The following is a 26357-nucleotide window of genomic DNA, read 5'->3' as shown; positions in this document are numbered from 1 at the left end:
GCATTCAAGAAGGGCGCCGTTGCGCCGCTAACGGCAGTGCTGCGGCCGCGTCGTGACCGCGCTGGAATTCCGCGTGTCCCATCATCCGCTCCGACAGCCTGTGCACTATCTGTTCGTGCTGCCCGCCGTGCTGGTCGCGCTGGTGCTGTGGGCGAGCCTGGAAAACGATGATGTCGGCCGAGCCGGGCAGCGCATCCTGCCGTGGTTGCTGGCCTGCCTGGGTGCAGGACTTGCCCTGCTGTACAACCAGGTGCGCACGCTGTGCCTGCTGCTGCTGGTGGCGCTGGCCTTCGCGGTGCTGCACCAGGATCTGGGGCACTACCTGCGCGATGGCCGGGTAACGGCGCTGACGCCACTGCGCTTCCACGCGATCTCGACGTGGCTGCCGTTGTTGTTCGCCGTCCATGCGCTGTGGCCCGAACGCGGACGACGCCGCCAGGACCTGCTGCTGAGGGCCACGACCAGCGGTATTGCCTTGGCGATCTTCATCCTGCTTGCTGCACAGCAGCCGCAGGGCATGCACGACCTGCTGTCGAACCGGCACTTCCCGTGGCTACCGAGCGACTGGAACGCGCTGGCGCAGCTGCCCGCCGTGTTGTTCCTGCTGGCCACCGCTGCACTGGGGTGGCAGGCATGGCGCCAGCCGCGGCCGCTGCATACGGCGATGCTGCTGGCCCTGCTGTGCCTGTGGTGGATGCTGCCGCGGATCTTCCTGCAGCCGGTGCTGCTGCCGGCGCTGAGCGTGGCCGCGCTGCTGCTGATGTTGGCGGCGACCCTGCAGGAGTCCTTCCACATGGCGTTCGGCGACGAGCTGACCGGCCTGCCCGGCCGCCGAGCATTCAACGAAACGCTCAAGCGTGCCACCGGCACCTACAGCATCGCGATGATCGACGTCGATCATTTCAAGAAGTTCAACGACACCCACGGCCACGACACCGGCGATGACGTGCTGAAACTGGTGGCCTCACGGTTGTCGCGGGTGGGCGACGGCGGCCGCGCGTTCCGTTATGGCGGCGAGGAATTCGCCGTGGTTTTCCTCGATCGCCCGGCATCGGCCTGCGTGGACGCGTTGGAGGCGCTGCGGCAGGGCATCGAGCAGAGCCGGATGCAGCTGCGCGACCGCAGCACCCGCAGCCGTGACGATACGCTCGGCCAGCAGCAGCGCGGGCGCGGCGGTGGCGGTGCGGTAGTGCAGGTGACCGTCAGCATCGGCTTGGCCGACAGCCGGGTCGATCCGCGCCCGGCCGGGGTGGTCAAAGCAGCCGACCAGGCGCTGTATGCGGCCAAGGAGGAAGGCCGCAACCGCGTGTGCGCGCATGGCGGCCAGCGCGTGCTGGCCGTGCGCGGCAGCCACGCTCAGACGGCGTCGAGGTAGTACCAGCGGCCGTCGATCCGCAGGAAGCGGCTGTGCTCTGTCATTTTCACTGCGCTGCCGCCGCCGACGCGGTAGCGGGCGGTGAAGCGGACCTCGGCACTGTCGGTGCCGGTAACCTGGTGGTCCTGCACGGTCAGGCCCAGCCACTGGGTGCGCTGGCCGGGGGCATTATCGAGTGACAGTTCTGCCGGACGGGTGTCCGGATGCCAGGTGGCACGCAGGTAGTCCGGGAGATGACGCACATAGGCGCTGTAGCGCGAGCGCATCAGACGCTCGGCATCGGGCGCGGCGTCGCCGGCATGGAAGCGGCCGCAGCAGGCCGCGTAGTCGGCGGCCAGGCCGCAGGGGCAGGGATCAGGGGCGGTTCGGCTCATGCGGGTATTGTCGCGCGGGCGGCAGCAATGTGACAGGCGTATGCTGTCGCGCCCTCACTTCGATCGATCGCCGTGCTGGAACTGATTCCTCCTGAGTTGTGGTGGTTGGTGGTGATCGCCTTCGTTGCCGGTCTGGTCGATGCGGCCGTGGGTGGTGGTGGACTGGTGCAGTTGCCCGGTCTTTTCACGGTGCTGCCGCAACAGACCCCAGCAATGCTGTTCGGCACCAACAAGTTCAGCTCCATGTTCGGTACCGGCGCGGCGGCATGGCGTTATGCACGCAACGTGCGCTTCCCGTGGAAGCCGGTGCTGTTTGCCGCCGGTACGGCCTTCGTGTTCTCCTTCCTTGGCGCTACGGCGGTCAGCCTGCTGCCCAAGGACGCCGTGCGGCCACTGGTGCTGGTGCTGCTGGTGGCGATGCTGGCCTACACGCTGTGGAAGAAGGACTTCGGCGCGCTGCACCGGCCACAGGAGATCGGCCGCCGCGAGCTGGTGATCGCGCTGGCGATCGGTGCGGCGATCGGTTTCTACGATGGCTTCTTCGGCCCCGGCACCGGCAGCTTCCTGATCTTCCTGTTCGTGCGCTTCTTCGGGCTGGACTTCCTGCGTGCGTCGGCGGCGTCGAAGGTGGTGAACCTGGCAACCAACGTGGCGGCGATCTCGTTCTTCGTGCCGACCGGCAACATCCTGTGGCTGTTCGCGCTGCCGATGGCGGCGGCCAACATCATCGGGTCGGTGGTGGGCACGCGGTTGGCGCTGAAGGGCGGCACGCCGTTCATCCGCAAGCTGTTCGTGGGCCTGGTGGTGGTGCTGATCGCGCGGATGGCGTGGGATACGTTCCGAACGTCGTGAATGAGCGTCATGACCTGGGAGGTGCCAACCTTTGTTGGCACGCGGTTTCCGGTCGCGAAGAGCAGCCGAGCATGGCTCGGCTCTACAGGTTCACATGATGATTCCGGCCGCAAGCGCCGCCGGGCATGGCCCGGCGCTACCGCAGGCCGAAGCGGTCAGGCCTCGGCTTCTTCCGGTTCGTCGGCCTGCTGGCGGCTGCGCTCCGGCAGCTTCAGGCGCTTGCCTTCTTCGTCGTACTCGATGAGCAGCACGCCCGAATCGTGGCGGCCGCTGATTTCGACGAAGCAGGCGCCACCGATGAACGGCTCCAGCGTCATCACCGATTTCAGCGGGGTGGCGACCACCATCTGGAAACCGAAGTTGTCGAAGATGTTCATTGCCAGCGCGGTGAACTCGTTGTCGGCCTTGTCGAAGGCTTCGTCGAGCACGACCGCGGCATAGCTGGGCAGCTGGCTGTCGGCACCGCCGAGCTGGTAGCGAAGTGCCGCCGCCAGGCAGGTGGTGGCCAGCTTCTGCCGCTGGCCACCGGACTTGCCGGCGCCACTGCGGTAGATTTCGACCTGCTGGCGCGTTTCCACGTCCAGCTCCACGCCGATGAACTCCACGTGCAGGCGCACGTCCAGCACAATCTCTCGCCAGCGCTTGTCTTCGCCTTCCTGCGAGCCCAGCCGGTTGACCAGCTGGCGCAGGACGGTGAACTGCGTTTCGGCGACGTCGCGCTGCTCGGTCTGCTGCTGCGACAGCACCTCGCGCAGCTGTTGGTGGAACTCCTGCACTTCCGGCAGGCGCCGGTCGTTCAGCTCGATGGTCAGCAGGGTGCCACGGTTGAAGGGCACCTGCTCGAGGCTGGCGTTGACTTCGTCCAGGCGCTGGCCGATCGACTTGCGGGCCTCGGCGCTGTGCCGCTGCAGCGCCAGCAGGTTGTTCTTGCTCTGGTTCTGCAGCAGGTCGAAGAAGCGTTCTTCGTGCTGCGGCAGGCCATCGCGTTCAAGGCGTTCGAGGCGGGCGAGGAAATCCTCGGCCGAGGCCACCGACACGGTGAAGTCGCCCGATTCTTCCGGCCACTGCTGGATGAAGCGACGGAAGCAGCCCAGCAGCAGGTTCTCGACGCGGTTGACGTCCTGCTGCGAGGACGACAGCTGTTCGTTCAGCGCGTTGCTGACCTGGCGCATGTGCGCTTCCAGCGTTTCCAGGCTGAGCGGGCCCTGCTCCTGCAGGCGCTCGGCCAGGCCGGCTTCCTGGTCTTCGGCCAGTGCCGGCAACACCAGTGCACGGCTCTGCTGGCGGGCCCGGTCCAGGCGGTCGCGTTCGCGCACCAGCTGGCCGCGCTCGACGCGGGTGTCTTCGTAAGTGCGGCGGGCCTGTTCGATATCGGCGCGGGTGGCGTCGATCTGCTGGGCGATCCTGGCCAGGTCAGCATTGCCTTCGCGCAGGGCGTGCAGGCTGGCCTCGATGTCGGCCAAGCGCTGTTGAGGCGCGGCGACGTCGATTTCGTTCCAGCTGATGCCGACCAGCTGATGGCAGGCCAGGCGACGTTCGTTGTCGCGGTCACGCTGGCTGCGCAGGCGCGCGATGTCGGTATCGCAGCTGGCGATACGGGCGGCCAGTTCCTGCGCTTCCTTCTCGAAAACAGCAAGCTTGTCGCGGTTGCTGAAGCCCAGCAGCCAACGGCGGCGATCGTTCACCGCACTGCGATCGTCTTTCTCGAAGCGGTCACCCGGATGCTTGACCTGGCCTTCGCGGGTGATGCCGCGGTCGACGTTGCGCAGCTGCTTGGCGTCCACGCATTCGTAGTCGAAGCGCTTGCCCAGTTCGCGGCGCAGCCAGCTTTCGAACACGTGGTCGCGCAGTTCCAGTTTGTGCAGCAGCGACTTCGCGGAGGGCTCGCGAGCGAACGCTTCGTCATTGCGGCGCACGCGGTAGTAGGTGAAACGCATGCCCAGGTGGGTACGGTTCACCCACTCGGCGACGTCGTTGTAGTGCTTGTCGTCGACCAGCAGCGATTGCGCGAAACCACCGAGCACACGCTCGATCGCGCCCTGCCAGCTCTGCTCTTCCGAGCGGACCTGGATCAGTTCGCCGACGAACGGCAAGGCCGCTTCGGAGATACCGGTTTCTTCGGCCAGGCGCGCACGCAGCTTCTGCATCGGTGCCGGAATACTGGAGGGCGTGCGCTGCATGGCCTCCAGTTCGCCACGCACTTCGGAGAAGCGCCGCTCATCGTCACGTTTGCCGCCCAGCCGTTCGCTGATGGCATCGTCCAGAGCGCTCGACGCGCGCTGACGGTCTTCCAGTTCGGACTGCGCCTGCTCAAGCAGCTCGGCGAAGCCATGTGCATCCTCGGGCAGCGCGGCCTGCAGCTTCTGTGCGGCGTCACGCGCCTGCGCCTGCTTGGCCAAGCGGCGGTCGCGCTCCGCTTCGGCGCGGCCCTGTTCGCGTTCCAGTTCCTCGATGCGCTCACCGCCCTGCTGGCGGCGCTGCAGTTCCAGCTCGGCCAGGCGTTCGGTGTGGTTGTCCAGCGCCGCACGACGCTGCGCCTCTTCACCCAACAGGCCACGATCACGCGTGTCCATCTCGCGCAGGCGCGCTTCGATCAGCAACTGGCGGCGGCTTTCGCGGAAGCTGTCGATACCGAGCTTGAGCGCTTCGTCGTCGCCGCGACGGCGGCTCATCGCCTGCAGGTCGCCGTAATGTTCGCGCGCCGGCTGCAGGGTTTCGACCTGACGCCGCGCGGTGACCACGGCCTGGTGCGCGCCATCGAGTTCGGCGAAATCGCTGACCAGTCGTTCGGCGGCGTCAAAGGTCTTCGGCGTGTCGAGCATGAAGTCGCGCAGGAAGACGTTCAGGTCGCCCAGGTTCTTCGCGGACTGCGTCTTGTGCAGCAGCCGCAGCGCCATCTCGTTGTCGATGCCGAGCAGGTGGCGGAAGCGTTCGGCGTAGCCGGAGAACGTATCGAAGTGATGGACGTCGGCCAGCTTCTGCTTGAGCTTGCGCAGATCCAGGTCGAAGCCGCCCAGATCCTTGGCGATGTCGAACGGACGCTCGGCGATCATGTAGTGCTTGCGCACGTCACCGGCGGAGGTGCTGCTGCCGGCGATCCAGAGCAGGCGTACCAGGCTGACCACGCGGCCATCACCGGCCCGGTACTCCAGCACCAGCGCGGTCCAGGTGGCGCCCTTGCGCAGGTACTGGGTGGCGATTTCGCCGGTGCCACTGTCCTGCTGGTCGGCCCATGCGCCGCGCACGTAGGACACCAGGTTGCGGTCGCGGCCACTGCGCTCGGCTTCACGCGCAGCGGCGTTGAAGTCGACGATGGCCGGTGGCGTCAGCAGTGCGGACATGGCATCGAGCAGGGTCGATTTGCCAGAGCCGGAGCGGCCGACGAACAGGAAGCCACGCTCGGCGATCGGCACTTCGGTCAGGCCGTTGAACGTGCCCCAGTTGTGCACCTGCAGGCGACGCATGCGGAACTGCTGCAGGCGCGGGTCCGGCAGGCCGTCGTTGAACAGGGCGGGAGTGTGCTTGGAAATGGCCATGCGGTGCTCGGGTCTCTCAGGCTTCAGCGGCCGGGGTTTCACGCAGCTGGCGGTAGACCGCCGAAAGCTGGGATACGTCTTCGGCGGAGAACAGCAGCTTCAACGCCGGCGAGACTTCGTGGCGGTCTTCCTGGCCGCCGAGGCGGGTCAGGATGTGGTTGTCCTTCATCTTCTGCACCGCCGAGGCGACACGGCGGTTGAAGCCGGCGCGGTCGGTGGACAGATTCTTCTCGTAGATGGCCAGCGCCTCGGCCATTTCGGCGTCGGCGACCACGGCACGGTTGCCGCGTGCATCGGCTTCGCCCAGCTGCTGACGCAGGTACAGCAGCAATACCGAATCGATGAAGGTCAGCGGCGACGTGCGCAGCAGTACCGGCGCATCGACGTCCTCGGTATCGGCCTGGCGGGTGAACGCCACGCCACTGTCGCGGTCGAGCACCAGTTCCAGGAACAGGTCCGACAGTGCCGAACGGATGCCGGCTTCGCTGCGGATCAGTGCCGGCCACAGTTTGGCGTGGCGCAGCTGGTCGATGCTGGGGCCGATCAGCAGCTGGCACAGCGCGCGGCGCGCATCCAGCGGCAGGCGGCCGGTGTCGCCCATGTAGTAGACGTCGTTGCCGCGCCGGGGCTGCACCACGGTCGTCACCGGCTCTGCCTCGTAAGCGTCTTCGGCCAGGTCGGCATGCGGTGCGTCGATGGGGTCTTCATGCCAGCTCATGGCGTCTCTCCTGGGTAAACCAAACCAGCGGGATGCGGGCGCGACGGATCTGCCCGTCGCCACCACGCCATTCGGCAAGCTCCTGCTCGCCGGCGATCACGCTGCCAAAGCGCGTGCCCAGCGAGAGGTAGCCAATGACACTGCCCAGCCCCTGCGGCGCTTCGCGCTGCGACAGGGCCTGGGCGATGCTGAGTTTCGGCTGCGCGTCGAGCAGGTCGTGCAGGTCGCGGCGCAGGGTGCGGAAATCGATTTCCGAGGAGGCCACCAGGTCGCCCACGCTTTCCAGGCTGATGCTGGCCGCATCGTTGTATTCGACGTTGCCATCGACCTGGGCGCTGCGCGGGTCGTGCAGCTTCCACTGCGACCACGAGCGCAGGCGGCTGGTGGTCAGCTGCAGGTCGCGGCCGATGGCGCGCTGCGCCGGGAAGTCATCGCGCAACGCCAGTGCTTCGGACTGCGCCTGTTTCAACAGTTGGTTGAGGCGGCGCTGTTCCAGGTAGCCACGGCTCTGCACGAAACCGCGCAGGCTGCGCGCGAAGTTCTGCAGCACGTCATGCACCTGGCCACCGCGCTCGAGCATGGTGCTGGTGAAACCACGCAGGAAATTGCGCTCGTTGCGGTCCAGCCGTCGGGCAAAGCCACGGGCCAGCAGCGTCTCCAGCGCAGCATCGAGCTGGGCGCTCTGTTCGGCGTCGTTGAGCAGGCGCCAGAACGCCTGGAAGCTACGACCCGCGTCGCTCTCGCCGATCACGTCCACGCCCTCAAAGAGCTTGGACAGCACGTCGCCGCGCTCGCCCTCGTCATCGATGATGCGTTCGCGGAAATCACGGTTGAGCTGTTCGAAGTCGTCGCGCACGCGGCGGAAGTCTTCGGTCAGTTCGTCGGCCAAGCCGATGATCTGCCGCGTACGTTCCAGCGCGCGCTTGCCATCCAGCGCGGTCACACGGCCGGCGCCGACACGGGCGATCTCGGCATCGATGCGGTCGCGCTCGTCGCGCAGTGCGGACAGGCGTGCGTCCGGATCGGCCTCGGTCTGCGCGGCGAGCTGCGAGAGCTGTTCGATCACCAAGGCCAGTCGGCTCTCGGTGGCGGCCACGCGGGCCTGCTCCATGCTGTCGGCGAAGCGGATCGCCTGCAGCGCCTGGGTCGACAGTTCGTACTGTTCCTGGTCGGCGCCTTCGGGCAGCCGGCGTTCCAGCCAGCCCTGCGCCAACCAATGGGCGACGTAGGCCTGCGCGGTCCGCGGCAGCTCGCGCGACAGCTCGTCACCGTTGAGCTGGTCCAGCGCGCGCTGCAGGCGCTCGTTGAGGACCGACGCCGGCAACGTGCGATCGCCTTCCATCAGCAGGCCCTGCAGCAGGCCGATGATTTCCGGTGCGTGGTCGGCGGCGAGCAGCTTCCATTGCGGCTGTTCGCGCAGGTGGCGATAACGGGTGATGCGTTCGCGGTGCTTCATGCAGCGAGATCGGTCCGAAGGGCGCGGCGGCCAGCGCGCGCGCGCAGGCGCGGCGCAGGCACGGCGAAAGCGGCGGCCACGCAGGGCCGCCACCGGGAGGCGACGGCGCTCAGCGCTTGCCGCCCACTTCGATGAAGCGCAGGAACTCGGCGCGGGTGCGGGCGTCTTCACGGAAGCTGCCCAGCATCTTCGAAGTGACCATGCTGACGCCACGCTTGTGGATGCCGCGGGTGGTCATGCACTCATGGGCGCCTTCGACGACGACGCCGACACCAACCGGCTGCAGCACATCCTGGATGCACTGGGCGATCTGCGCGGTCATCTTTTCCTGCACCTGGAAGCGGCGGGCGTAGGCTTCGACCACGCGCGCCAGCTTGCTGATGCCCACCACCTTGCCGGCTGGCAGGTAGCCGACGTGCACGCGGCCGATGATCGGCGCCATGTGGTGCTCGCAGTGGCTTTCGTATTCGATGTCGCGCAGGACGATCAGTTCGTCGTAGCCGGCCACTTCCTCGAAGGTGCGTTCCATATAGGCGCGCGGGTCGTCGCGGTAACCGCTGAACCAGTCGCCATAGGCTTCAGCCACGCGGCGCGGGGTATCCAGCAGGCCTTCGCGGGTGGGGTCCTCACCGGCCCAGCGCAGCAGGGTGCGCACGGCATCCTCGGCCTGGACCTGGGTCACATCGCCCTGCGGGGCGGCCTTTTCGTTGTTCTTGCTCATTGCATACAGCGCCCGAACGGGGGGCGAGCATCGTACCCGACCGGGGGGTGGGTCGTCCTCTGGGGACGGTTCATCGGGGGTGACGCGCGGCGCCGGACTGCTATCGGTTTGGAGCGGGAAGGGCGGCAGGGCAGGACACGCCGTAAACCCATCCCTGGGGGCTCGGTCGGCGCATCCATGCGCCTCACGGTCCTGCCCTGCCGCCCTTCCCGCTCCCTGACGGTTTCCTGCGGGCGCGGCCGGACCGCCCGAAAGCGGGGTCAAAAGCTGGGGTTCATGGCTTCGGAGACTGCGCGCGCCGCCTTGGTGGTTGCGGACCGTTGGTCCGCCCTGCTTCTGCCCTTGCCTTTAAGCCCTTGCCTTTAAAGAGCCAACCCTCCGCGCTCGCGGGGTGATGGGTGAGTGGTGGAGGGCCGGGCGGGGCAGGTCCGTGAGGCGCATGGATGCGCCGATCGAGCTTACAGGGACGTACTTGCAGCGTGCCCTGCCCCGCCCGGCCCTCCGCCGCCCGAACCGAGACCCAGCAGTCGCAACGCCTTCCTCACTACACCTCACCCATTCAGCAAAACCTATTGATAGGAATGAAATTAGTAGTATCCTATCTATTACTTATGGACCGACCCCTCGACGAGCGCACCGTGCTGCAGATGCAGCTCAGCTCCGGCCTGCTGTACGCAGGGCGGCAGTGGCAGCGCTTGGCCGACAGCCGGTTGGGCAGCTACGGCATCTCCACCGCCTGCACCATGCCCCTGCTGATGATCGGCCGCTCCGGCGGTGGCATCCGCCAGGTTGCACTGGCCCAGCAGCTGGGCATGGAAGGCCCGTCGCTGGTGCGCCTGCTGGACAAGCTCTGCGCCAGTGGGCTGGTCCGCCGCGAATGCGATGCCAGCGACCGCCGCGCCAACCTGCTGTGGCTGACCGAGGAAGGCCAGGCGCTGGTGCGCGAACTGGAAGATCAGTTGATCGGCCTGCGCCAGGACGTGTTCGGCGAACTGTCCATGGATGAACTGCACGCCGTACTGAAGGCGTGGCGCCTGCTGGCCGAGGCTGCCGACCGCATCACGTAAGCCCGCTGTCCGTGAACACCGCCGCTGCCGTGCATGCGCCAGCGGCTTTTGCCCGTTGCCGTTGTTCTGTTCCGCCTCCCCTTCCCCATACCGCCCCCGCCCCTACCGATGCCCGGTGAATTCAGTCTCCACGGAGTGTTCGTCCCGACCCTGCTCGGGTTGATGCTGCTGGCCTACCTGGTCAACAGCGGCCTGCACGCGCTGCTGCAGCGTGCCGGCGCCTATCGCCACGTATGGCACCCGGCGCTGTTCAACCTGGCCTTGTACGGGATCGTGCTGGGCCTGCTGTTCCACCTCCTGCGTTGGATGCAATCGTGAACAAGATCGTGAAGAAAACCCTGCCGGTGCTGCTCACCTGCGCAGCCGTGATCGTCGCCCTGCTGGTGCTGCGCCAGCTGTGGGTCTACTACATGGACGAGCCATGGACCCGCGATGCGCACGTTGGCGCCGACGTGGTGCAGGTAGCGCCGGATGTGTCCGGCCTGGTCGAAACCGTGCAGGTGGCCGACAACCAGGCAGTGAAGAAGGGCGACCTGCTGTTCGTGATCGACCGCGCGCGCTATCGCATCGCACTGGAGCAGAGCCGCGCCAGCCTGGCCGAACGGCAGGCGTCGGTGGCGCAGCTGCGCCGCGAGATCGGCCGCGACCGCAGCCTGCAGGATCTGGTTGCCGCCGAGGACGCCGAAGTGCGCCGGGCCAAGCTGCAGGCCGCACAAGCCGCACTGGCCACTGCACAGGCCGCGGTGGACCTGGCCGAGCTCAACCTGGCCCGCACCGAAGTGCGTGCGCCGGCCAATGGCCGGGTCAACGACCGCACCATGCGCGTGGGCGACTACGTGGTGGCCGGCAAGCCGGTGCTGGCGCTGCTGGATACCGGTTCGTTCCGCATCGATGGCTACTTCGAGGAAACCCGCCTGCGCGGCGTGGCCCCGGGGCAACGCGTGGACATCCGCCTGATGGGCGAGGACACGCCCCTGCATGGCCATGTCGAGAGCATCGCCGCCGGCATCGAGGATCGCTACCGCAGCAACGGCAGCACCCTGCTGCCGAACGTGACCCCGGCCTTCGACTGGGTGCGGTTGGCGCAACGCATTCCGGTGCGCATCGCCATTGACGAAGTGCCTGCCGGGGTGGAACTGATCGCCGGGCGCACCGCCACGGTGACCGTGGACACCGGCCGCCGCGTGCAGAACAAGAAGGCCGGCGCTGCGCCGACACAGGCGGGCCTGTGAACACCGCCCTGCCCCGCCTTGGCCTGATCGTCGCCCTGACCAGCCTGGCCGCGTGCAAGACCGTCGGCCCGGACTATGCATTGCCGGAAGGCTCGGCGTTCAAGCGCCCGCAGGCCAATGCGGCCTTCATCGACACCGATAACCCGCAGGTAGCCGCCAACCAGGCGCTGCCGGCGCGCTGGTGGTCCCTGTACAACGACCCGGTGCTGGACGGGCTGATCACCCAGGCGCTGCGCGACAACGTCGAACTGAAGGCCGCCGATGCGCACCTGCGTCGCGCCGCCGCCGTGTACGAGCAGGCGATGGATGCCGGTGGCTTCGAGTACGAGGCCGAAGCCGGGGTCAGCCGCGCACAGTTGTCGGCCGAGTCGTTCCTGCAGGAGCACGAGCTGCCGGTGATCAACCTCGCCGACGGCAAGTTCGCGGTCAGCTACCAGTTCGACCTGTTCGGCAAGCTCAAGCGCGGTGCCGAAGCGGCGCGCGCCGACGAACAGTCGGTGGCCGCCGCACGTGATCTGGCCCAGGTGAGCGTGGTGGCCGAGGTGGCCGACAGCTACCTGGAGATCTGCCACGCCAACCATGAGCTGCATGTCGCCGAGCACTCGCTGCAGCTGCAGCAGCGCAGCCGCTCGGTCACCCAGCGGTTGATCAGCGCAGGCCGCGGCACGCCGCCGGAGCTGGCCCGCGCCAATGCGCAGGTGGCCCTGTTGGAAGCCGCGCTGCCGCCGTTGCGCGCGCAGCGTTCGGCCGCGGCCTATTCGCTGGCGGCACTGCTGGGGCAGACCCCGGGCCAGCTGCCGGCCGGGGTGATCGACTGCGCGCACGCACCGACCCTTGCCCAGCCGCTTCCGGTCGGTGATGGTCGCGCCCTGCTGCAGCGCCGTCCCGACATCCGCCAGGCCGAACGCAAGCTGGCCTCGGCCACCGCGCGGATTGGCGTGGCCACTGCCGAGCTGTACCCGGACATCCGCCTGGGCGCCTCGGTCGGCGCCGCCGGCCTGCTGGAAGACTTCGGCCAGCCGATGACCCAGCAGTGGTCGTTCGGCCCGCTGATCTCGTGGACGCTGCCGTCCTCGGGCACGCATGCACGCATCCACGCCGCCGAGGCTGGCGCCGATGCAGCGCTGGCCGAGTTCGACCATGCCGTGCTGCAGGCGCTGCGCGAAACGCAGACCGCGCTGGACCGCTATGCGCAGGATCTGCGCCGCCTGCAGTCGTTGAAAGTGGCGCAGGAGCAGGCCGCGCTGGCCGCCGAGCAGAACCGCCGGCTGTACCAAGGCGGCCGCACGCCGTACCTGTCGAGCCTGGATGCCGACCGCAGCCTGGCCAGCAGCGATGCCACCCTGGCCGCGGCCGAAGCACAGGTCTCGCGCGACCAGATCCACCTGTTCCTGGTACTGGGCGGTGGCTGGCAGGACAGTGCCGCTGCTATGGCTGCGCCGACGGCGGCGAGGTAAGCGATGAACGGGCTGACCGACCGCCAGGCCTGGCTGTTCTCGATCAAGACCTACCTGGCAGCAATCGTTGCGCTGTACATCGCCATGGCCGGCAACCTGTCGCGCCCGTACTGGGCGATGGGCACGGTGTACATCGTCAGCCAGCCGCTGCTGGGTCCGACCCGGGCCAAGGGCGTGTACCGCATCCTCGGCACGCTGGCCGCCGGCCTGGCCACCCTGCTGATGCTGCCCGCGCTGGTGGAAACACCCCTGGTGCTGAGTGCGGCGATGTCGATCTGGCTGGCCGGCTGCCTGTTCCTGGCCCTGCTCAACCGAGGCCCGCGCGGCTACGCGTTCCTGCTGGCCGGCTACACCACTGCGTTCATCGGCTTTCCGGCGGTGACCTCACCGGAGACCATCTTCGATACCGTGGTGGCGCGCAGCGAGGAGATCATTCTGGGCACGGTAGTGGCGGTGCTGTTTGCTTCGCTGCTGTTCCCGGCCTCGGTGCGGCCGATGCTGGGCGCGCGCATCGGCAACTGGATGGAGGACGCGGCGCAGTGGTGCCGGCAGATCCTCGAACGCGGCCGTGCGCATGCGCCGCGCAACCGGTTGGCGGCCGACCTGGTGCAGTTCGAGGCACTGATCGAGTTCCTGCGCCGCGATGACCCGCGCCACGCCGGTGCGGCGGTGTCGATGGAGCGCCTGCGCGAGCGCATGCTGTTGCTGCTGCCGGTGCTGTCATCGATCGCCGATCGCCTGAGTGCGCTGCGCAGCGATGGACAGCCCCTGCCCGAGGGCCTGCCGACGCTGGTCGATGACATCCACGACTGGATCGACACGCCGTCCAGTGCCAGCGACTACGCGCGCCTGCGCGCACGCATCAGTGCGCTGAAGCCGCAGGTGGACCGCGATCTGCAGCACCTGCAGCTGGCCAGCCTGCTGCTGCGCCTGGAGGAGCTGGTGGACCTGTGGCAGGACTGCCGCACCCTGCAGCACGCGATCGACCAGGGCACCGCGCCACTGGACCGTGCGCACTACCGCATCCGCACCGAACGCACCGCCACCGACAAGCACGTGGACTACGGCATGGCGCTGTTCTCCGCGCTCAGTGCCGGCGTGGCGCTGATGAGCTACTGCGTGCTGTGGATCGGCCTGGGCTGGGAGGGCGGTGGCAACGGCGCGATGATGGCCGCGGTGACCGCCGCCTTCTTTGCTGCCCAGGATGACCCGGCGCCGAGCATGGTCTCGTTCCTGGTTTGGGCGATGGTGGCGTCACTGGTGGCCGGTGTGTACCTGTTCGGCGTGTTCCCCGCCGTGCACGACTTCGGGCTGCTGGCGCTGGTGCTGGCGGTGGTGTTCCTGCCACTGGGCCTGCTGCTGCACCACCCGAAGAGCGCGCTGTTCGCGCTGCCGCTGACGGTCAACCTGGCCGCACTGCTGAGCCTGCAGAACACCTACAGTGCCAACGTGCAGACCTTCGCCAACTCGTCGATCGCGATGTTCATCGGCATTGGGTTTGCCGTGGTGATGACGCGGTTGTTCCGCTCGGTGGGTGCCGAATGGACCGCGCGCCGGCTGGTACGGCAGGGCTGGACCACGTTGGCTGAAGCGGCCGAGGGCCGTGGCCAGCAGGATCGCCAGCGCTTCGCCGCGCGCATGCTGGATCTGCTCGGCCTGCTGGCACCGCGCCTGGCGGCGACCCCGGAAGGTAGCGACATCGCCTCGGTGGACATGCTCAACGAAGCCCGCATCGGCCTGAACATCCTGCAGCTGCGCCGCGCGCGGCTTGAGCTGCCGGAGCGCAGCCGCGAGGCGGTCGAGCACATCCTGGAGGAGATCGCCGCGCATTACCGCCGGCAGATCGCCGCGCGCAGGCCGATCGCCGCTGCCGAGGCGCTGCGCGAGCGACTGGACACGTCCTTGGGGCGGGTCGGCAGCGTCGCGGCGTGCAAGGCGCGCGACGAGGCGCTGATGGGCCTGGTCGGCCTGCGGTTCGCGCTGTTCCCGGAGGCCAAGGCGTTGACGGTGGGGCTGCTGACAGCCGAGGCACCGCAGCCCTAGCACGCTACCCTGTGCGGCCACAGACTCCGCACCGGGGTCGGACCCTTCTCCGTAGGAGAAGGCTCTGACCCCTGCACTGCACAGGACGTTTCAATGAGTTACGACATGATGGTGTTCGAGGCCAGCGTCGCCCCGCGTGAAGCGGCGGCCTTCATCGCCTGGTTCGAGAAGCAGACGCAGTGGAACGAGCGCCACGAGTACGACGATCCGGCGGTCAGCAGCCCTGCGCTGCAGGCCTGGTTCGCGGAGATGGCGGCGGTCTTTCCGCCGCTGAACGGGCCGCTGAGCAACGACGATGACGATCGCGCCGAAGTGACCGAGTACAGCATCGGCCGCGATGTGATCTATGGCGCGTTCGCGTATTCGGTGGCCGAGCGCGCGCATGGGTTGGTGCAGGACCTGGCCGAGAAGCACGGCGTGGGGTTCTTCGATGTCAGTGCTGACGAAGCGGCGATCGTGTATCCGGATGGGCTGGTGTTGATGCCGGAGTAGGTTTGGCGGCAGGGCTGCGCCCTGCACCTGCCGAGGCAACATCAACGTCAAGGTCAAAAGCCGGCATTCCGTGGGATGGCGGGGTGGGTCCGGTGGCGGGGGACGCCGCAAGTACGTCCCTGTAAGCTCGGTCGCGCCATCCATGGCGCTCACGCCCCCGCAACCGGACCCACCCCGCCTTCGACAGGTTTCCGCGATCTGTCGGAATTGCATGGCCTGCTGTTGGTGGGTGTCGACCTTGGTCGACACATGGATCCACGCCATCCGTGGATGAACGCCAAAATGATCGAAGTGCGCCGTTGTAGAGTCGAGCCATGCTCGACTGCTTCTGGCTAGTGATTCCAGAAGGGCAAATGCGACATCGGAGAGACGAGGTCAGAGGCCTTGGGAAAGGGATCCGACCCCGGTTCAGAACAATTGGCCCTGCACCGTGGGTTGTTCGATGCGCGTTGGTTCGTCGGGCTCTTCTTCCGCGCCCAGCCGCCAGGCCAGTCCGCCGAGGCGGCTGGCATGCCGCTTCAACGCGGCCTCCAGTACGTCGGCGCTGCCGGCTACCTGCAGGCGCTGGCGGGCGCGGGTCAGGCCTGTGTAGACCAGTTCGCGTGAGAGCACGCGGCTATCCTGCCGTGGCAGCTGCAGCCACACTTCATCGAACTCCGAGCCCTGCGCCTTGTGCACGGTCATGGCGAAGGCGCTCTCGTGTGCGGGCAACGCTGCCGGGTGGAAGGCTCGGGGCTGGTCTGCGGTCTCGCCAGGGAACCAGGCCACCATCGCGCCGCTGCCATCGCGCAGGCAGATGCCGATATCGCCGTTGAACAGGCGATGGCGGTAACTGTTCTCGGTGATCAGCAGCAGCCGGCCCTGGAAGTAGCCCGGGGTGTTGCCGGCCAGCAGCTGTTCGATGCGGCTGTTGAGGCCGCGCGCGCCCTGCGGGCCTTCGCGCAATGCGGTCAGCACCCGCAGGCGGCCAGCCTGCTGCAGCGCCTGCGCCGGATCCGCCGCGTCGGCCAGCGCGCGCCAATGATCGAGCAGATGCTCGCGCTGGCCGCGCAACGGATCGGCTTCGCCTTCATGGAAGCGGACGCCGGCCAGTTCACCACTGCGCAGCAGGCGAAGGGCGGTGCCACTGTCGCCGCCGCGCACGGCCTGCGCCAGTGGTGCCAGGTCCAGCGCATCACTCTGCCGGTAGCCACGCTGCAACTGCACACGGCGGCCAGCGAACGCGCGCGGTGCTACCTGCGGCTGCAGCGTGGCCGGTGCCAGCAGGCCATGCAGCGCTTGCGCGTCGTCGGCGCGGGTGCCGATGCCATCGCCGCTGGCGCGCAGGATGGCGCTGAGCACATCGCCGGCTTCCACCGATGGCAGCTGGTCGGGATCGCCGAGCAGGATCAGGCGGGTGCCGCTGGCGATCGCGTCGACGAGCTTGGCCATCAACGGCAGGTCGATCATCGAGGCTTCGTCGACCACCACCACGTCCACCGGCAACGGGTTGTCGGCGTGATGGCGGAAGCGCGGTGAATCGGGAATCACCCCGAGCAGGCGATGCAGGGTGGTGCCAGTGCTGGGCAGCGCGGTGCACAGCGCCGGGTCCAGCCCCTGCTCCTGCAGCCGCTGCACGGCCAGTCGCAGGCTTTCGGCCATGCGCTCGGCGGCGCGGCCGGTAGGTGCAGCCAGCGCTACCTTCGGTACGGGCAAGCCCTCGTGCACCGCCTGTGCAGCCAACAGCAGCAGCAGACGGGCGATGGTGGTGGTCTTGCCGGTACCGGGGCCACCGGTGACCAGAGCCAACGGGTGGCGCAGGGTCACGCCGGCGGCGCGTGCCTGCTGGTCTTCGCTGGTGGCGGCCTGCGGGAACAGCCGCGCGAACAACGGCGCCACGGCAGCCATCTCCGGTGCGGGCAGCGGATGGCGGCCGATGCGCTGCAGGCCGACCGCCAGCTGCCGCTCGTACTCGCGGTAACGGCGCAGGTACAGCAGGCCGTTCTCCAGCACCAGCGGCGCTTCCTCTGCGGCGACGCTGGCGTCCTGCGGCGTCGCTACCCAGGGCGAGGCCTGCAGCTGCGCCAGCCACTGCGCAGGCTCGGGCCATGCTGGCACGCCGTCGATCAGGCGCTGTGGCTGGCGTGGATCGAAGCCAGCGTGCCCCTGCGCCACGGCCAGCGAGGCCAGTGCGGCCGCCAGCGCCACGTTGTCCGGGGTGTCCTCGCGCAGGCGCTTGAGGCTGGTGGCCAGGGCGTGGTCCAGGGTGCGCAGCTGGCCACCGCGATGCAGATCGCGCAGCAGGCTCATGCGGTTTCTCCGCGCGCGCGCGCCGCCATATCGGCCTGGGCCGCTTCGCCGCCGGCAAACAAGGCATCCAGCGCATCCACCAGTTCCGGTGCGAAGCGCTGCACGTGCACGCCGTTGCCGGCAACGTCCAGACCCCGGCAGAACAGATAACGGATACCGCCCATGTCGCGCGCGTAGTCGTAGGCCGCGCCCAGGCGGAAGCGCAGCCAGCGATGCAGTGCGACGGTGTAGATCAGCGCCTGCAGGTCGTACTCGCTGTGGCGCATTGCGATCTCCAGCAGGTCCGGGCTGTAGCCCGGCAGCCGGTTGGATTTGTAGTCCAGCACATACCAGCGGCCATCACGCACGTAGGTCAGATCGATCTTGCCGGTCATCAGGCCTTCCAGCCTTCTGCGCAGGCCAAAGCCACGCCGCGCGCTGGAGATGCCGTGGTCGTGCAGCAGCTGCAGCAGCACCGGCACCGCGGTCGGCTCGATGGCGAAGTGGAACTCGATCTCGGCGCGGCGCTCATGCTCGGGCACGCTGCACAGCGCGCCGCCTTCGGGCAGCGGCACGGTGAGGGTGTGGCCCACCAGCGGCACCAGCACCGCCACACCGTCGTCCAGATCCTCGTCGGCATAGCCTTCGTCGTGCAGCGAGCGGCGCAGTACCTCGGCCTGTCCTTCCGGTGCCGGTTGCTCAGGCTGCCAGCCGGTCCACAGTGCGAAGTCGACGTTCTCCAGTGCATCGTGCAGGACGTTGCCGAAGCGGCTGCCCATGAAGCGCGGATCCGGCGGCGCCGTGTCTTCCGCAGCGGCTTCGGGCAGTGCCGGTTCCAGCGGCAGCTCGGCACCGGCGGGTTCGTCGGCGGCCGGTGCCGGCAGCTCGGTGGCCGCCGCTTCGATGTCGTCCCCGTTGCCCGCATCGGCATGTGCCAGCTGGGTAAAGCTGTAGACCCACCAGTCATGGGGCACACGCCGGGTCAACGCACGCACTGCGGGCAGCTCGCCTTCGGTTTCGGCCAGCAGCTGTGGCAGGCGGCCCGGCAACGCGCTGTCATCCAGCTCCACGTCCGCGTGCGCGCGCAGCGCCTGCAGATCGCCCAGCAACGGGGCCAGGCGGGTTTTCGCGTGGCCAGCCAGATCGCCGGTGGCGATCCATAGCGCATGCTCGGCGCGGGTCAGGCCGACGTACAGCAGGCGCGCGTCTTCTGCCCGCTGTTCGCGCTCGCGCTGGCTGCTGGCCGCTTCCCAGGCGTCGTCCTTGTCCAGCTTCCAGTGCAGCTGGCGCTCGCCCTGCAGATGCACGGTGCAGTGGGTGGCCGTGTTCGGCGCGCCACCATCGATCCCCACGAACGGCAGGAACACGAGCGGGTATTCCAGGCCCTTGCTCTTGTGCAGGGTGATGATCTGCACCCGCCGCGCGTCGGACTCCAAGCGCAGCAGCTGCTGCTCATCGTCCTGGTCGGCGTTGGCCATCTGTCCCTGCAGCCAGTCCAGCAGGCCGTGCATGCCCAGTGCCTGCGCCGAGGCTTCCTGCAGCAGCTCGCCCAGCTGCAGGTAGTTGGTCAGGCGCCGCTCGCCATCGATCAGCGCCAGCAGGCGTTCGCCCTGCGCCGCGCAGACATCGGCAACCACCGCGAACGGACCGCCTCGCTGCCAGCGTTCACGCCAGTGCAGCAGCTGCGACTGGAACCCGCGTTGCAGGTCCCCTTCCCGTTCCATGCTGGCAATCGCGCTTGCGCGCTGCCCCAGCAGCACGGTTGCCAATGCGGTGCGCAGGCGCCCTTCGTCGGCCGGTTGCAGCAGGGCCAGCAGCAGCGCACGCAGGTCACGGGCCTCGCTGGTGGCGAACAGGCTCTGCTTGCCGGCCGCCACTGCGGGAATGCCGACCGCAGCCAGCGCGCGCTGCACCAGCGTGGCTTCGCGATGCGAACGCACCAGCACGGCGATATCGCCAGGCTGCAGCGGGCGCCCACGCAGCAGCGCAGTGCCAGCACGCGCCTCCAGCAGGATCTGGTGGATCGCGGCGACGCAGGCCTGGGTCGCCGCGTCGCGCGACGCATCGGCGCCGAAGGCCTTTTCACCCTCGCTGCGCAGCAGGCGCAGGGTGAGTGCAGGTGCGGCCCGGCCATCACGCAGGTAATCCTCATCGGCACGCACGCCGCCCGGGCGCACCGGCTCGAACTGGATGTCGCGTTCAAGGAACGCGTCTTCGCCAGCGTTGTCGTACAGCGCCTGCAGCGCGCGCAGCACGGATGGGCGCGAGCGGAAGTTCTGGTCCAGCGCCGGTGCCTGCTCGGCCACCTGCTTGGCTTTCAGATAGGTATGGATGTCGCCGCCGCGGAAGCCATAAATGGCCTGCTTGGGGTCACCGATCAGGAACAGCGCCGGCTGCAGCCCCAGTTCGTCCACCTCCGGCGAGGCGCCGAACACGGTATGGAAGATGCCCCACTGGCGGTCGTCGGTATCCTGGAATTCATCGACCAGGGCGATGCGGTACTGCGCACGCAGCTGCTTGACCAGGGTCAGCCGCTGCGGTCCTTCCAGCGCGCGAGCCACACCGTCGATCAGATCGTCGTAGGTCTGCACGCGGCGCAGGCGTTTCAATGCAGCCAGGCGCTGGGTGGCTTCCTCGCGCAGCGCATGCAGGAGCTTCAGTGCACTCGCCCGCAGCCACTGTTCGCGCTGGGCCAGCAGTGCCACGTAGCGCTGCAGCGGTGCCTGCAGTGGCGAGGACGGTGTGCGCTCGGTGAACTTCTTGTTGGTCTTGGCCACCAGTGCATCGGGCAGTAGCGCCGGCAGGCGGTCGCTGGACAGCAGCTCGGCGGCGTCGCCGCGCTCGGCCCAGCCCAACAGCTGCCGGCCCAGCGGGTGCAGCCAGCCCAGCTTGTAGGAGACGCCGTTGATCCACTTGTTGTCGACCGCTTCGCACAGGTCCAGGAAGAAGCGCTCACCGTGCTCGCGCACGGCCATCGACAGCTCCACCGCCGCGTCCTGCAGGGCCGGGTGCGGGTCGTCCACCGCCAGCGGCTGCGGCCGCGGGTGCAGGGGGGGCGAAGCCAGCAGCGCGCGCAGGTCAGTCGCCAGCGCATCCGGGGTGGACCACAGCCAGGTCAGCGGTTCCAGCGTGGCCGGGTCGTTGGCGTGCACGCGCCAGAGATCGGCGGCCAGTTCTTCCAGCAGCTCGCGATCGCTGGCCAGCAGCTCCGGCGGGTCGAAGGTATGCCCGCTCTCCAGCGCATGTTCGCGCAGCACGCGGGTGCAGAAGCCGTGGATGGTGAAGATCGCCGCCAGGTCGATTTCATCGGCAGCCACCTGCAAGCGCCGCTTCAACGCCTTGGCGCTTTCAGTGCCGTCCTGCAGATGGCGTTGCAGCACCTGCCGGGTCAGCGCCGCGTCGGGCGTTTCATCATCGCCGGGCGGCAGATCGACCAGGCGTGCGGCCAGGGCCAGGCGTTCGCGGATGCGCTTGCGCAGCTCCTGGGTAGCCGCATCGGTGAACGTCACCGCCAGGATCTGGCCGATGCGCAGACCCTGCTCGACCACCAACCGGGTGAACAGCGTCGCCAGGGTGAAGGTCTTGCCGGTGCCGGCACTGGCTTCGATCAAGCGCGTGCCGTGCAGCGGCAACGCCAGGTAAGGGTCGGGCAAACGCGTGTCGATGAAGGGGTCCCCGGCAACGCTGCTCATGCGTGGCCTGCCTGTGGGTCAATGCCGAAGCTGCGGCCCTCGCGCACGGCGCTGAAGACCACTTGGCTGTTGCGCAGCAGGTCGGCGTAACTGGCGTCGTCGGCAAACGGATCGGCGCCACGCAGCAACAGCTGCCACGCATCACTGTTGGCTTCACCCCAGCTGCGGTCGCTGCCATGCCATTGTTTCCAACCTTCGCTGCGCTGCTTTTCCACCGGCGCGTTGAACAGCACCCAGCCGGTGTAAGGCGCGAAGCGCAGCGGCTCGCGCAGACCACGCTGGCGCAGCTGCAGCAGCGCGCGCAATGCCGCGCGGGCTGCGGTCACGGTCAGCGCAGGCAACACATGCGGACCGGGGCCGGCATCACCACCGTCGTGGAACTGCACCAGCGGCAAGGCATCGCCTGCGGCGTTGGCCAACAGCCAGTCCAGCCCTTGGCGGATCACCGCGTTGCCGTTGAGGGCACCGGCGCGCAATCGCACCAGGCCGTCGGGATGACGATCGCCGACCCGGCCATGCAGGCGCACACCGTCGATCTCCACTTCGTAGCGGCGGCTCTCCAGCGACGTGCCCTGCAGCCAGCCGAGCATGGCCGTGGCGTACGGCCGTGTCTTGAGCTGCTCCATTTCAAACTGACGCTCGCCGAGGATGCCCGACGGCAGCAGCCCGCGTGCGCGCAGCCGCGGGTACAGCGGCTCGCTGTCGCCGGCGAGGGTGGCCTGCACCACGGCCAGCTGCACGCTGCGCTTCTCCGGCCCGCGCGAAGACAGCACCAGCGGCTCCAGGTCGTCGACGTCCTCGACGTCATCAGCCAGGCGCAGGCCCAGCGACTGCGCGAGGAACTGGCCGGCCGGATCGCACAGGAAACGTCGCAGGCTGTCCAGCGGGACCTCTTCTTCCACCGCGTCGTCCGCCGGTGGCGGCAGTGTGGTGTCGAACCACGGCAGCAGGCCGCCGCGCTCCCCACCCAGCCGCCCGGCGGCCGGATGCCACTGTCGGCGGTAGCTGAAGCGGCGCGGATCGCCATCGCCGAAGGCGGCCGGCGAGAACGGCTGCAGCGCGTGGCGCACGGTGAAGTCCCGCGTGGCGGTCAGCGGATCCAGGTGATAGGCCGCGGCGGCATCGATCAGTTCGCTGACCAGCACCGAGGGTTCGCGCACGCTGCCATCGCGCGGGTCCGCGCCAAGATAGCTGAGGTAGAACACATCCTGCGCGGCAGCGAACAACTGCAGGAACAGGAAACGATCGTCTTCGCGGGTGGAGCGGTCGCCCGGGCGGCGGCGAGGGGTATCCAGTTCGGCGGTGAGCTGGTTGAGGCCGGCGGCAGGGTCACGACGCGGGAAATCACCGTCGTTGAGGCCGAGCACGCAGATCACCCGGAACGGCAGCAGGCGCATCGGCACCATGCGGCCGAAGCTGATGCCACCGGTCAGCAGCGGCGCCCGCGTATCGGCCTCGGCGAGGGCACCGGCGAAGTGCGCACGCACCACTTCCGGCGGCACGCCGTCGACGAACCCGGCCCTGTACGCGTCCTCGGCGAACTGGTTGAGCAGCTTGCGCAGGCGCTCCAGCGCGCGCTGGCTGTTGGGTGAGCTGGGCGGCGTCGGCAGCAGCGCATCGAGCAGCGACAGCAGGCGCTGCCGCCACTGCGTCGGCGTCAGCAGCTCGCCGAGCCGGCGCTGGTAGATGGCCAGCACACGCAGCAGGCGCAGCAGCCGATCCAGCGCATCCAGCGCACCGCCTTCCAGTTCGATCCACGGCGCCACCCCGGCCAGGTCCACCTCGCTGCCGGTGGCGTGGCCCAGCAGCAGGCGATCCAGCGCGAACTGCCAGGTGTAGGCGTCATCGCTGGGTGCCTGCAGCTGGTCGCGATGATTGGCATCCAGGCCCCAGCGTGCGCCCGCCTGCTGCAGCCAGCCATGCAGCCGATCAAAGTCGACCGCTTCCAGACCGGCGGCCTCGGCCAGCGGCGCACTGGCCAGCAGGTCCAGCACCTCGTTCAGGCCGAAGCGCGAAATCGGCAGGCCGAGCAGGTGCACGAACACATCGGCCAGTGGCTCGCCGGCCAGGGGGCTGCTGTCGGCCAACGCGTAGGGAATGTGCTCGTCGTCGCCCCCCCGTCCGCCGAACACCGCTTCCAGATAGGGCACATACGGATCGATGTCCGGCGCCAGCACGGCGATCTCACGCGCCTGCAATGGTGGGTCGAAGCGCGGGTCCTGCAGCAGGCTGCGCAGCTGGTCGTGCAACACCTGCAGCTCGCGCAGGCGGGTGTGGCAGGCATGCACCTGCAGGCTCGGGTCGTCGCTGCGCAGGCCGTCGCGCAGTTCGCCCGACGGCAATGCGCGGCGGTGGAACAGGTCACGCTGCAGGCGGTGCAGCAGGCTGTCGGACAGGCCGCCCTGGTCCATGGTCGGCCGCGAATCTTCTTCCGGGTCGGAATAGGCGGCGATCTCACCGGCCGGATGCACCACCTCGTAGCTGCCCAGCACCGCCATGAAATCGCGGCCGGCCGCACCCCAGGCTTCCAGCAGGCGGTTCTCGCCGGCGGCCTCGCCAAACGGGTCCGGCGCACCGCTGCGCAGGCGCTCTGCCAGGGTCTGCAGGTCGCCCCAGTAGGACTGCACCGGCGTGGGCAGGTAGAAATGCAGTTCGCCCACCCGCGACTGGGTGGCCATCACCCGCAGCACGTCGGGCGAGATGTTGAGCGTGGCGAACGCCGACATCCTCGGTGGCAGGCCCTGCGGCAGGGGTTGGCCGGCGCCCTCGAAGCGGTCCAGGTAGGCCTGGATGCGGCGCGCGCGGTAACCATGGCCGGTGGCGATGCTGCGCCACAGGATGGCCTGCGGGTCGGCCGCATCGGCGCCGGCTTCCCAGCGCAGCAGCCAGTCGCGGCGCCAGGCCTGGTACTTTTCGAACACCGACGCCAGTTCACCGGCCAGGGCCCAGGGTTTCAGTGCGTCGCCACCGGCAAGATAGGACTGCAGCGCACGCATCGGTGGCTGCGCCAGGAGTTGCGGATCGCGCAGGGCCTGGTACAGGCGCCAGTGCAGGGCGGCCGCGTCCAGGTCGTCGGCTTCGCCATCGACATTGGCGTTCAACGCACGGGCGACGAACTCACCGGGGGTCAGGAATTCCAGATTGGCGGCCACGCCATACTCGGCAGCCAGGGTGGCCTGCAGCCAGCGCCGCATCGCCACCTGCGGGATCAGCACCACCTCCGGCGCCAGCAGCGGCTGTCCCGGCACCGGCACACGCACGTTGCGCGCCAGCAGGGCGGCCAGCACGTCCAGCGAATTGGAATGGTAGAGACGGAAATCGCTGCGCGGATCACTCATTGTGCACAGTGTGCAGCACACCCGGCCGTATTCAATCCCGGGGTACGGTGATCGCGACGGATTGTTCCGGCCGTTTCCGGAATTGTCCCGGTCTGGCGGCGGCCCGGCCGTGCAACAATACTGGACCGTCCAGTCTGCTTATGTTCAGCAGCCTGACCCGATGCTTCAATGTCGAAAAAACGTTAAGGGTGCCCATGTCGGCTTCCACTCCCAGTCTGGTGCAGTTGTCCAACGTCCGCATCGACCGGAGCGGGCGCACGATCCTGCGCGACGTTTCGCTGCAGGTGCCCAAGGGCAGCATCACCGCGGTGCTGGGTCCGTCCGGCAGCGGCAAGTCGACCCTGCTGGCGGCGCTGACCGGCGAACTGCGCCCGGTCACGGGTGATATCACCCTGTTCGGCAAGCCGATCCCGCAGCGCACCGCCGAACTGCTGGAGATGCGCAAGAGCGTCGGCGTACTGCTGCAGGGCAATGGCCTGCTGACCGACCTGACCGTGGCCGAAAACGTCGCCCTGCCGTTGCGCACCCACACCCGCCTGCCGGCACCGGTGCTGCGCCGGCTGGTGCAGATGAAGCTGCATTCAGTGGGCCTGCTGGCGGCCGCCGATGCCTGGCCGCGTGAACTGTCCGGCGGCATGGCCCGCCGCGTGGCCCTGGCCCGCGCGTTGGCCCTGGACCCGCCGCTGATGATCTACGACGAACCGCTGACCGGGCTGGACCCGATCGCCTCGGGTGTGATCATGAGCCTGATCCAGCGCCTCAACCACAGCCTGGGCCTGACCAGCATCATCGTCAGCCACCACGTGCACGAGACCCTGCCGATCTGCGACCAGGTGATCGCGATCGCCAATGGCGGCATCGTATTCCAGGGCACGCCCGAGGCGCTGCAATCCAGCCAGGACCCGCTGCTGCGGCAGTTCCTGCACGGCCAGCCCGACGGTCCCATCCCGTTTGATGCCGCACCGCGTGCGAGGGTTGCCTGATGCCGTTCGTGCAAGCCACCCGCTCGCTGGGTCGTGCCGGCCTGTTCTCGTTGACCGTGCTGCGCGGTTCGCTGCCGACCCGTGATTTCCTGGCCGAGCTGACCCGAGAGATCTACAAGATCGGTGCGCGCTCGCTGCCGATCATCGCCGTCGGCGGCGCCTTCGTCGGCCTGGTGCTGACCCTGCAGGGCTACCGCACGCTGACCACCTTCGGTGCGGCCGACGCGTTGTCGACCCTGCTCGGCCTGTCGCTGTACCGCGAACTGGCACCGGTGCTGACCGCGTTGTTGTTCATCGGCCGCGCCGGCAGTTCGATCGCCGCCGAGCTGGGCCTGATGCGCGCCACCGACCAGATCAAGGCGCTGGAGCTGATGGCCATCGACCCGGTGGCCAAGGCCGTGGCACCGCGCTTCTGGGCGGCGGTACTGACCGTGCCGCTGCTGACCGGCATCTTCTGTTCGCTGGCGATCAGTGCCAGCTACTTCGAAGCCGTGCACGTGCTGGGCCTGGACAACGGCGTGTTCTGGTCGGCACTGCGTGGCAGCGTGGACTTCTGGGACGACTTCGGCGTGGCGATGCTGAAGTCGGCGATCTTCGGTGGCACCGCGGCCCTGGTGGCCTCCTATGTCGGTTTCCACGCCGAACCGACCATCGAAGGCACCTCCGTCGCCACCACCCGTGCGGTGGTCAACGCCTCGCTGCTGGTGCTGATGTTCAACTTCGTGCTGTCGGCAATGTTGTTCACCTAACCCC

At 68.4% G+C, this 26357-nt stretch carries 18 protein-coding genes; 10 read left to right on the top strand and 8 right to left on the bottom strand.

Translation table 11 applies throughout. The features are described from left to right. The first annotated feature begins 73 nt into the window (after positions 1-73). A complete protein-coding gene (locus MRBLST15_RS16675; RefSeq protein ID WP_367786856.1) occupies positions 74-1375 on the top strand; it encodes a GGDEF domain-containing protein in 1302 nt (433 codons plus the stop codon). On the opposite strand, the gene MRBLST15_RS16670 is transcribed toward MRBLST15_RS16675, so the two are convergent. Beyond that, complete coding sequence (locus MRBLST15_RS16670) at positions 1357-1749, bottom strand: YchJ family metal-binding protein (protein ID WP_367786854.1); 393 nt, start codon at positions 1747-1749, stop codon at positions 1357-1359. The genes MRBLST15_RS16675 and MRBLST15_RS16670 overlap by 19 nt on opposite strands. A 72-nt stretch (positions 1750-1821) precedes the next feature. Between MRBLST15_RS16670 and MRBLST15_RS16665 the strand changes: the two genes are divergently transcribed. After that, positions 1822-2601 (top strand): sulfite exporter TauE/SafE family protein, encoded by a 780-nt coding sequence (locus tag MRBLST15_RS16665; RefSeq protein WP_367786852.1) that lies wholly within the window; start codon positions 1822-1824, stop codon positions 2599-2601. A gap of 155 nt (positions 2602-2756) precedes the next feature. On the opposite strand, the gene MRBLST15_RS16660 is transcribed toward MRBLST15_RS16665, so the two are convergent. From MRBLST15_RS16660 to folE, 4 genes are all read right to left on the bottom strand, one after another. Next, the gene (locus MRBLST15_RS16660; protein WP_099821648.1) at positions 2757-6137 is read right to left on the bottom strand and encodes an ATP-binding protein; all 3381 of its coding nucleotides are present in this window, start codon (positions 6135-6137) and stop codon (positions 2757-2759) included. A gap of 16 nt (positions 6138-6153) precedes the next feature. Continuing rightward, on the bottom strand, positions 6154-6855 hold the full coding sequence (locus MRBLST15_RS16655) for a DUF4194 domain-containing protein (protein WP_100461634.1): 702 nt from the start codon (positions 6853-6855) through the stop codon (positions 6154-6156). Continuing rightward, positions 6842-8311, bottom strand: a complete 1470-nt coding sequence (locus MRBLST15_RS16650; RefSeq protein ID WP_367786849.1) for a DUF3375 domain-containing protein — start codon at positions 8309-8311, stop codon at positions 6842-6844. Before MRBLST15_RS16650 ends, MRBLST15_RS16655 begins: the two co-directional genes overlap by 14 nt. 109 nt (positions 8312-8420) lie before the next feature. After that, entirely contained in the window at positions 8421-9032 is a 612-nt protein-coding gene (folE, locus tag MRBLST15_RS16645) for a GTP cyclohydrolase I FolE (protein WP_089241981.1), read from the bottom strand. Positions 9033-9643: 611 nt separating this feature from the next. Between folE and MRBLST15_RS16640 the strand changes: the two genes are divergently transcribed. The 6 genes from MRBLST15_RS16640 (at position 9644) to MRBLST15_RS16615 (ending at position 15323) form a co-directional block, all read left to right on the top strand. Continuing rightward, complete coding sequence (locus MRBLST15_RS16640; RefSeq protein ID WP_025875653.1) at positions 9644-10099, top strand: MarR family winged helix-turn-helix transcriptional regulator; 456 nt, start codon at positions 9644-9646, stop codon at positions 10097-10099. 108 nt (positions 10100-10207) lie between these two features. Further along, positions 10208-10417: a DUF1656 domain-containing protein gene (locus tag MRBLST15_RS16635; protein WP_010487502.1), complete on the top strand. Its 210-nt coding sequence runs from the start codon at positions 10208-10210 to the stop codon at positions 10415-10417. Next, positions 10414-11331 carry an HlyD family secretion protein gene (locus MRBLST15_RS16630; protein ID WP_265955972.1) on the top strand — a complete coding sequence of 306 codons (918 nt, stop codon included), beginning with the start codon at positions 10414-10416 and terminating at the stop codon, positions 11329-11331. Before MRBLST15_RS16635 ends, MRBLST15_RS16630 begins: the two co-directional genes overlap by 4 nt. Continuing rightward, a complete protein-coding gene (locus MRBLST15_RS16625) occupies positions 11328-12788 on the top strand; it encodes an efflux transporter outer membrane subunit (RefSeq protein ID WP_312705133.1) in 1461 nt (486 codons plus the stop codon). Before MRBLST15_RS16630 ends, MRBLST15_RS16625 begins: the two co-directional genes overlap by 4 nt. A gap of 3 nt (positions 12789-12791) precedes the next feature. After that, positions 12792-14831 carry an FUSC family protein gene (locus tag MRBLST15_RS16620; RefSeq protein WP_367786844.1) on the top strand — a complete coding sequence of 680 codons (2040 nt, stop codon included), beginning with the start codon at positions 12792-12794 and terminating at the stop codon, positions 14829-14831. A 93-nt stretch (positions 14832-14924) separates the two neighbouring features. After that, positions 14925-15323: a hypothetical protein gene (locus MRBLST15_RS16615; protein ID WP_312705135.1), complete on the top strand. Its 399-nt coding sequence runs from the start codon at positions 14925-14927 to the stop codon at positions 15321-15323. A 408-nt stretch (positions 15324-15731) separates the two neighbouring features. Here the strand turns inward: MRBLST15_RS16615 and recD are convergent, their stop codons facing one another. From recD to recC, 3 genes are read right to left on the bottom strand one after another with little or no spacing between them, the layout of a single operon-like run. Continuing rightward, entirely contained in the window at positions 15732-17612 is a 1881-nt protein-coding gene (recD, locus tag MRBLST15_RS16610) for an exodeoxyribonuclease V subunit alpha (RefSeq protein ID WP_367786842.1), read from the bottom strand. Further along, positions 17609-21283 carry an exodeoxyribonuclease V subunit beta gene (gene recB, locus MRBLST15_RS16605; RefSeq protein WP_367786840.1) on the bottom strand — a complete coding sequence of 1225 codons (3675 nt, stop codon included), beginning with the start codon at positions 21281-21283 and terminating at the stop codon, positions 17609-17611. Before recB ends, recD begins: the two co-directional genes overlap by 4 nt. After that, positions 21280-24621: an exodeoxyribonuclease V subunit gamma gene (gene recC / locus MRBLST15_RS16600; protein WP_367786838.1), complete on the bottom strand. Its 3342-nt coding sequence runs from the start codon at positions 24619-24621 to the stop codon at positions 21280-21282. Before recC ends, recB begins: the two co-directional genes overlap by 4 nt. A gap of 194 nt (positions 24622-24815) precedes the next feature. On the opposite strand from recC, the gene MRBLST15_RS16595 reads away from it, so the two are divergent. Beyond that, a complete protein-coding gene (locus MRBLST15_RS16595) occupies positions 24816-25604 on the top strand; it encodes an ABC transporter ATP-binding protein (protein ID WP_099821638.1) in 789 nt (262 codons plus the stop codon). Then, positions 25604-26353, top strand: a complete 750-nt coding sequence (locus MRBLST15_RS16590) for an MlaE family lipid ABC transporter permease subunit (protein WP_367786836.1) — start codon at positions 25604-25606, stop codon at positions 26351-26353. The genes MRBLST15_RS16595 and MRBLST15_RS16590 overlap by 1 nt, the downstream gene beginning before the upstream one ends. The last annotated feature ends 4 nt before the right edge of the window (positions 26354-26357 follow it).

The sequence above is a fragment of the Stenotrophomonas sp. LST15-1-1.1 genome (genome assembly GCF_040815575.1).
GTDB classification, from domain to species: Bacteria; Pseudomonadota; Gammaproteobacteria; order Xanthomonadales; family Xanthomonadaceae; genus Stenotrophomonas; species Stenotrophomonas lactitubi_B.
The sequence above is the reverse complement of the archived record's forward strand: the minus strand, read 5'-3'. Positions and strand labels throughout refer to the sequence as shown.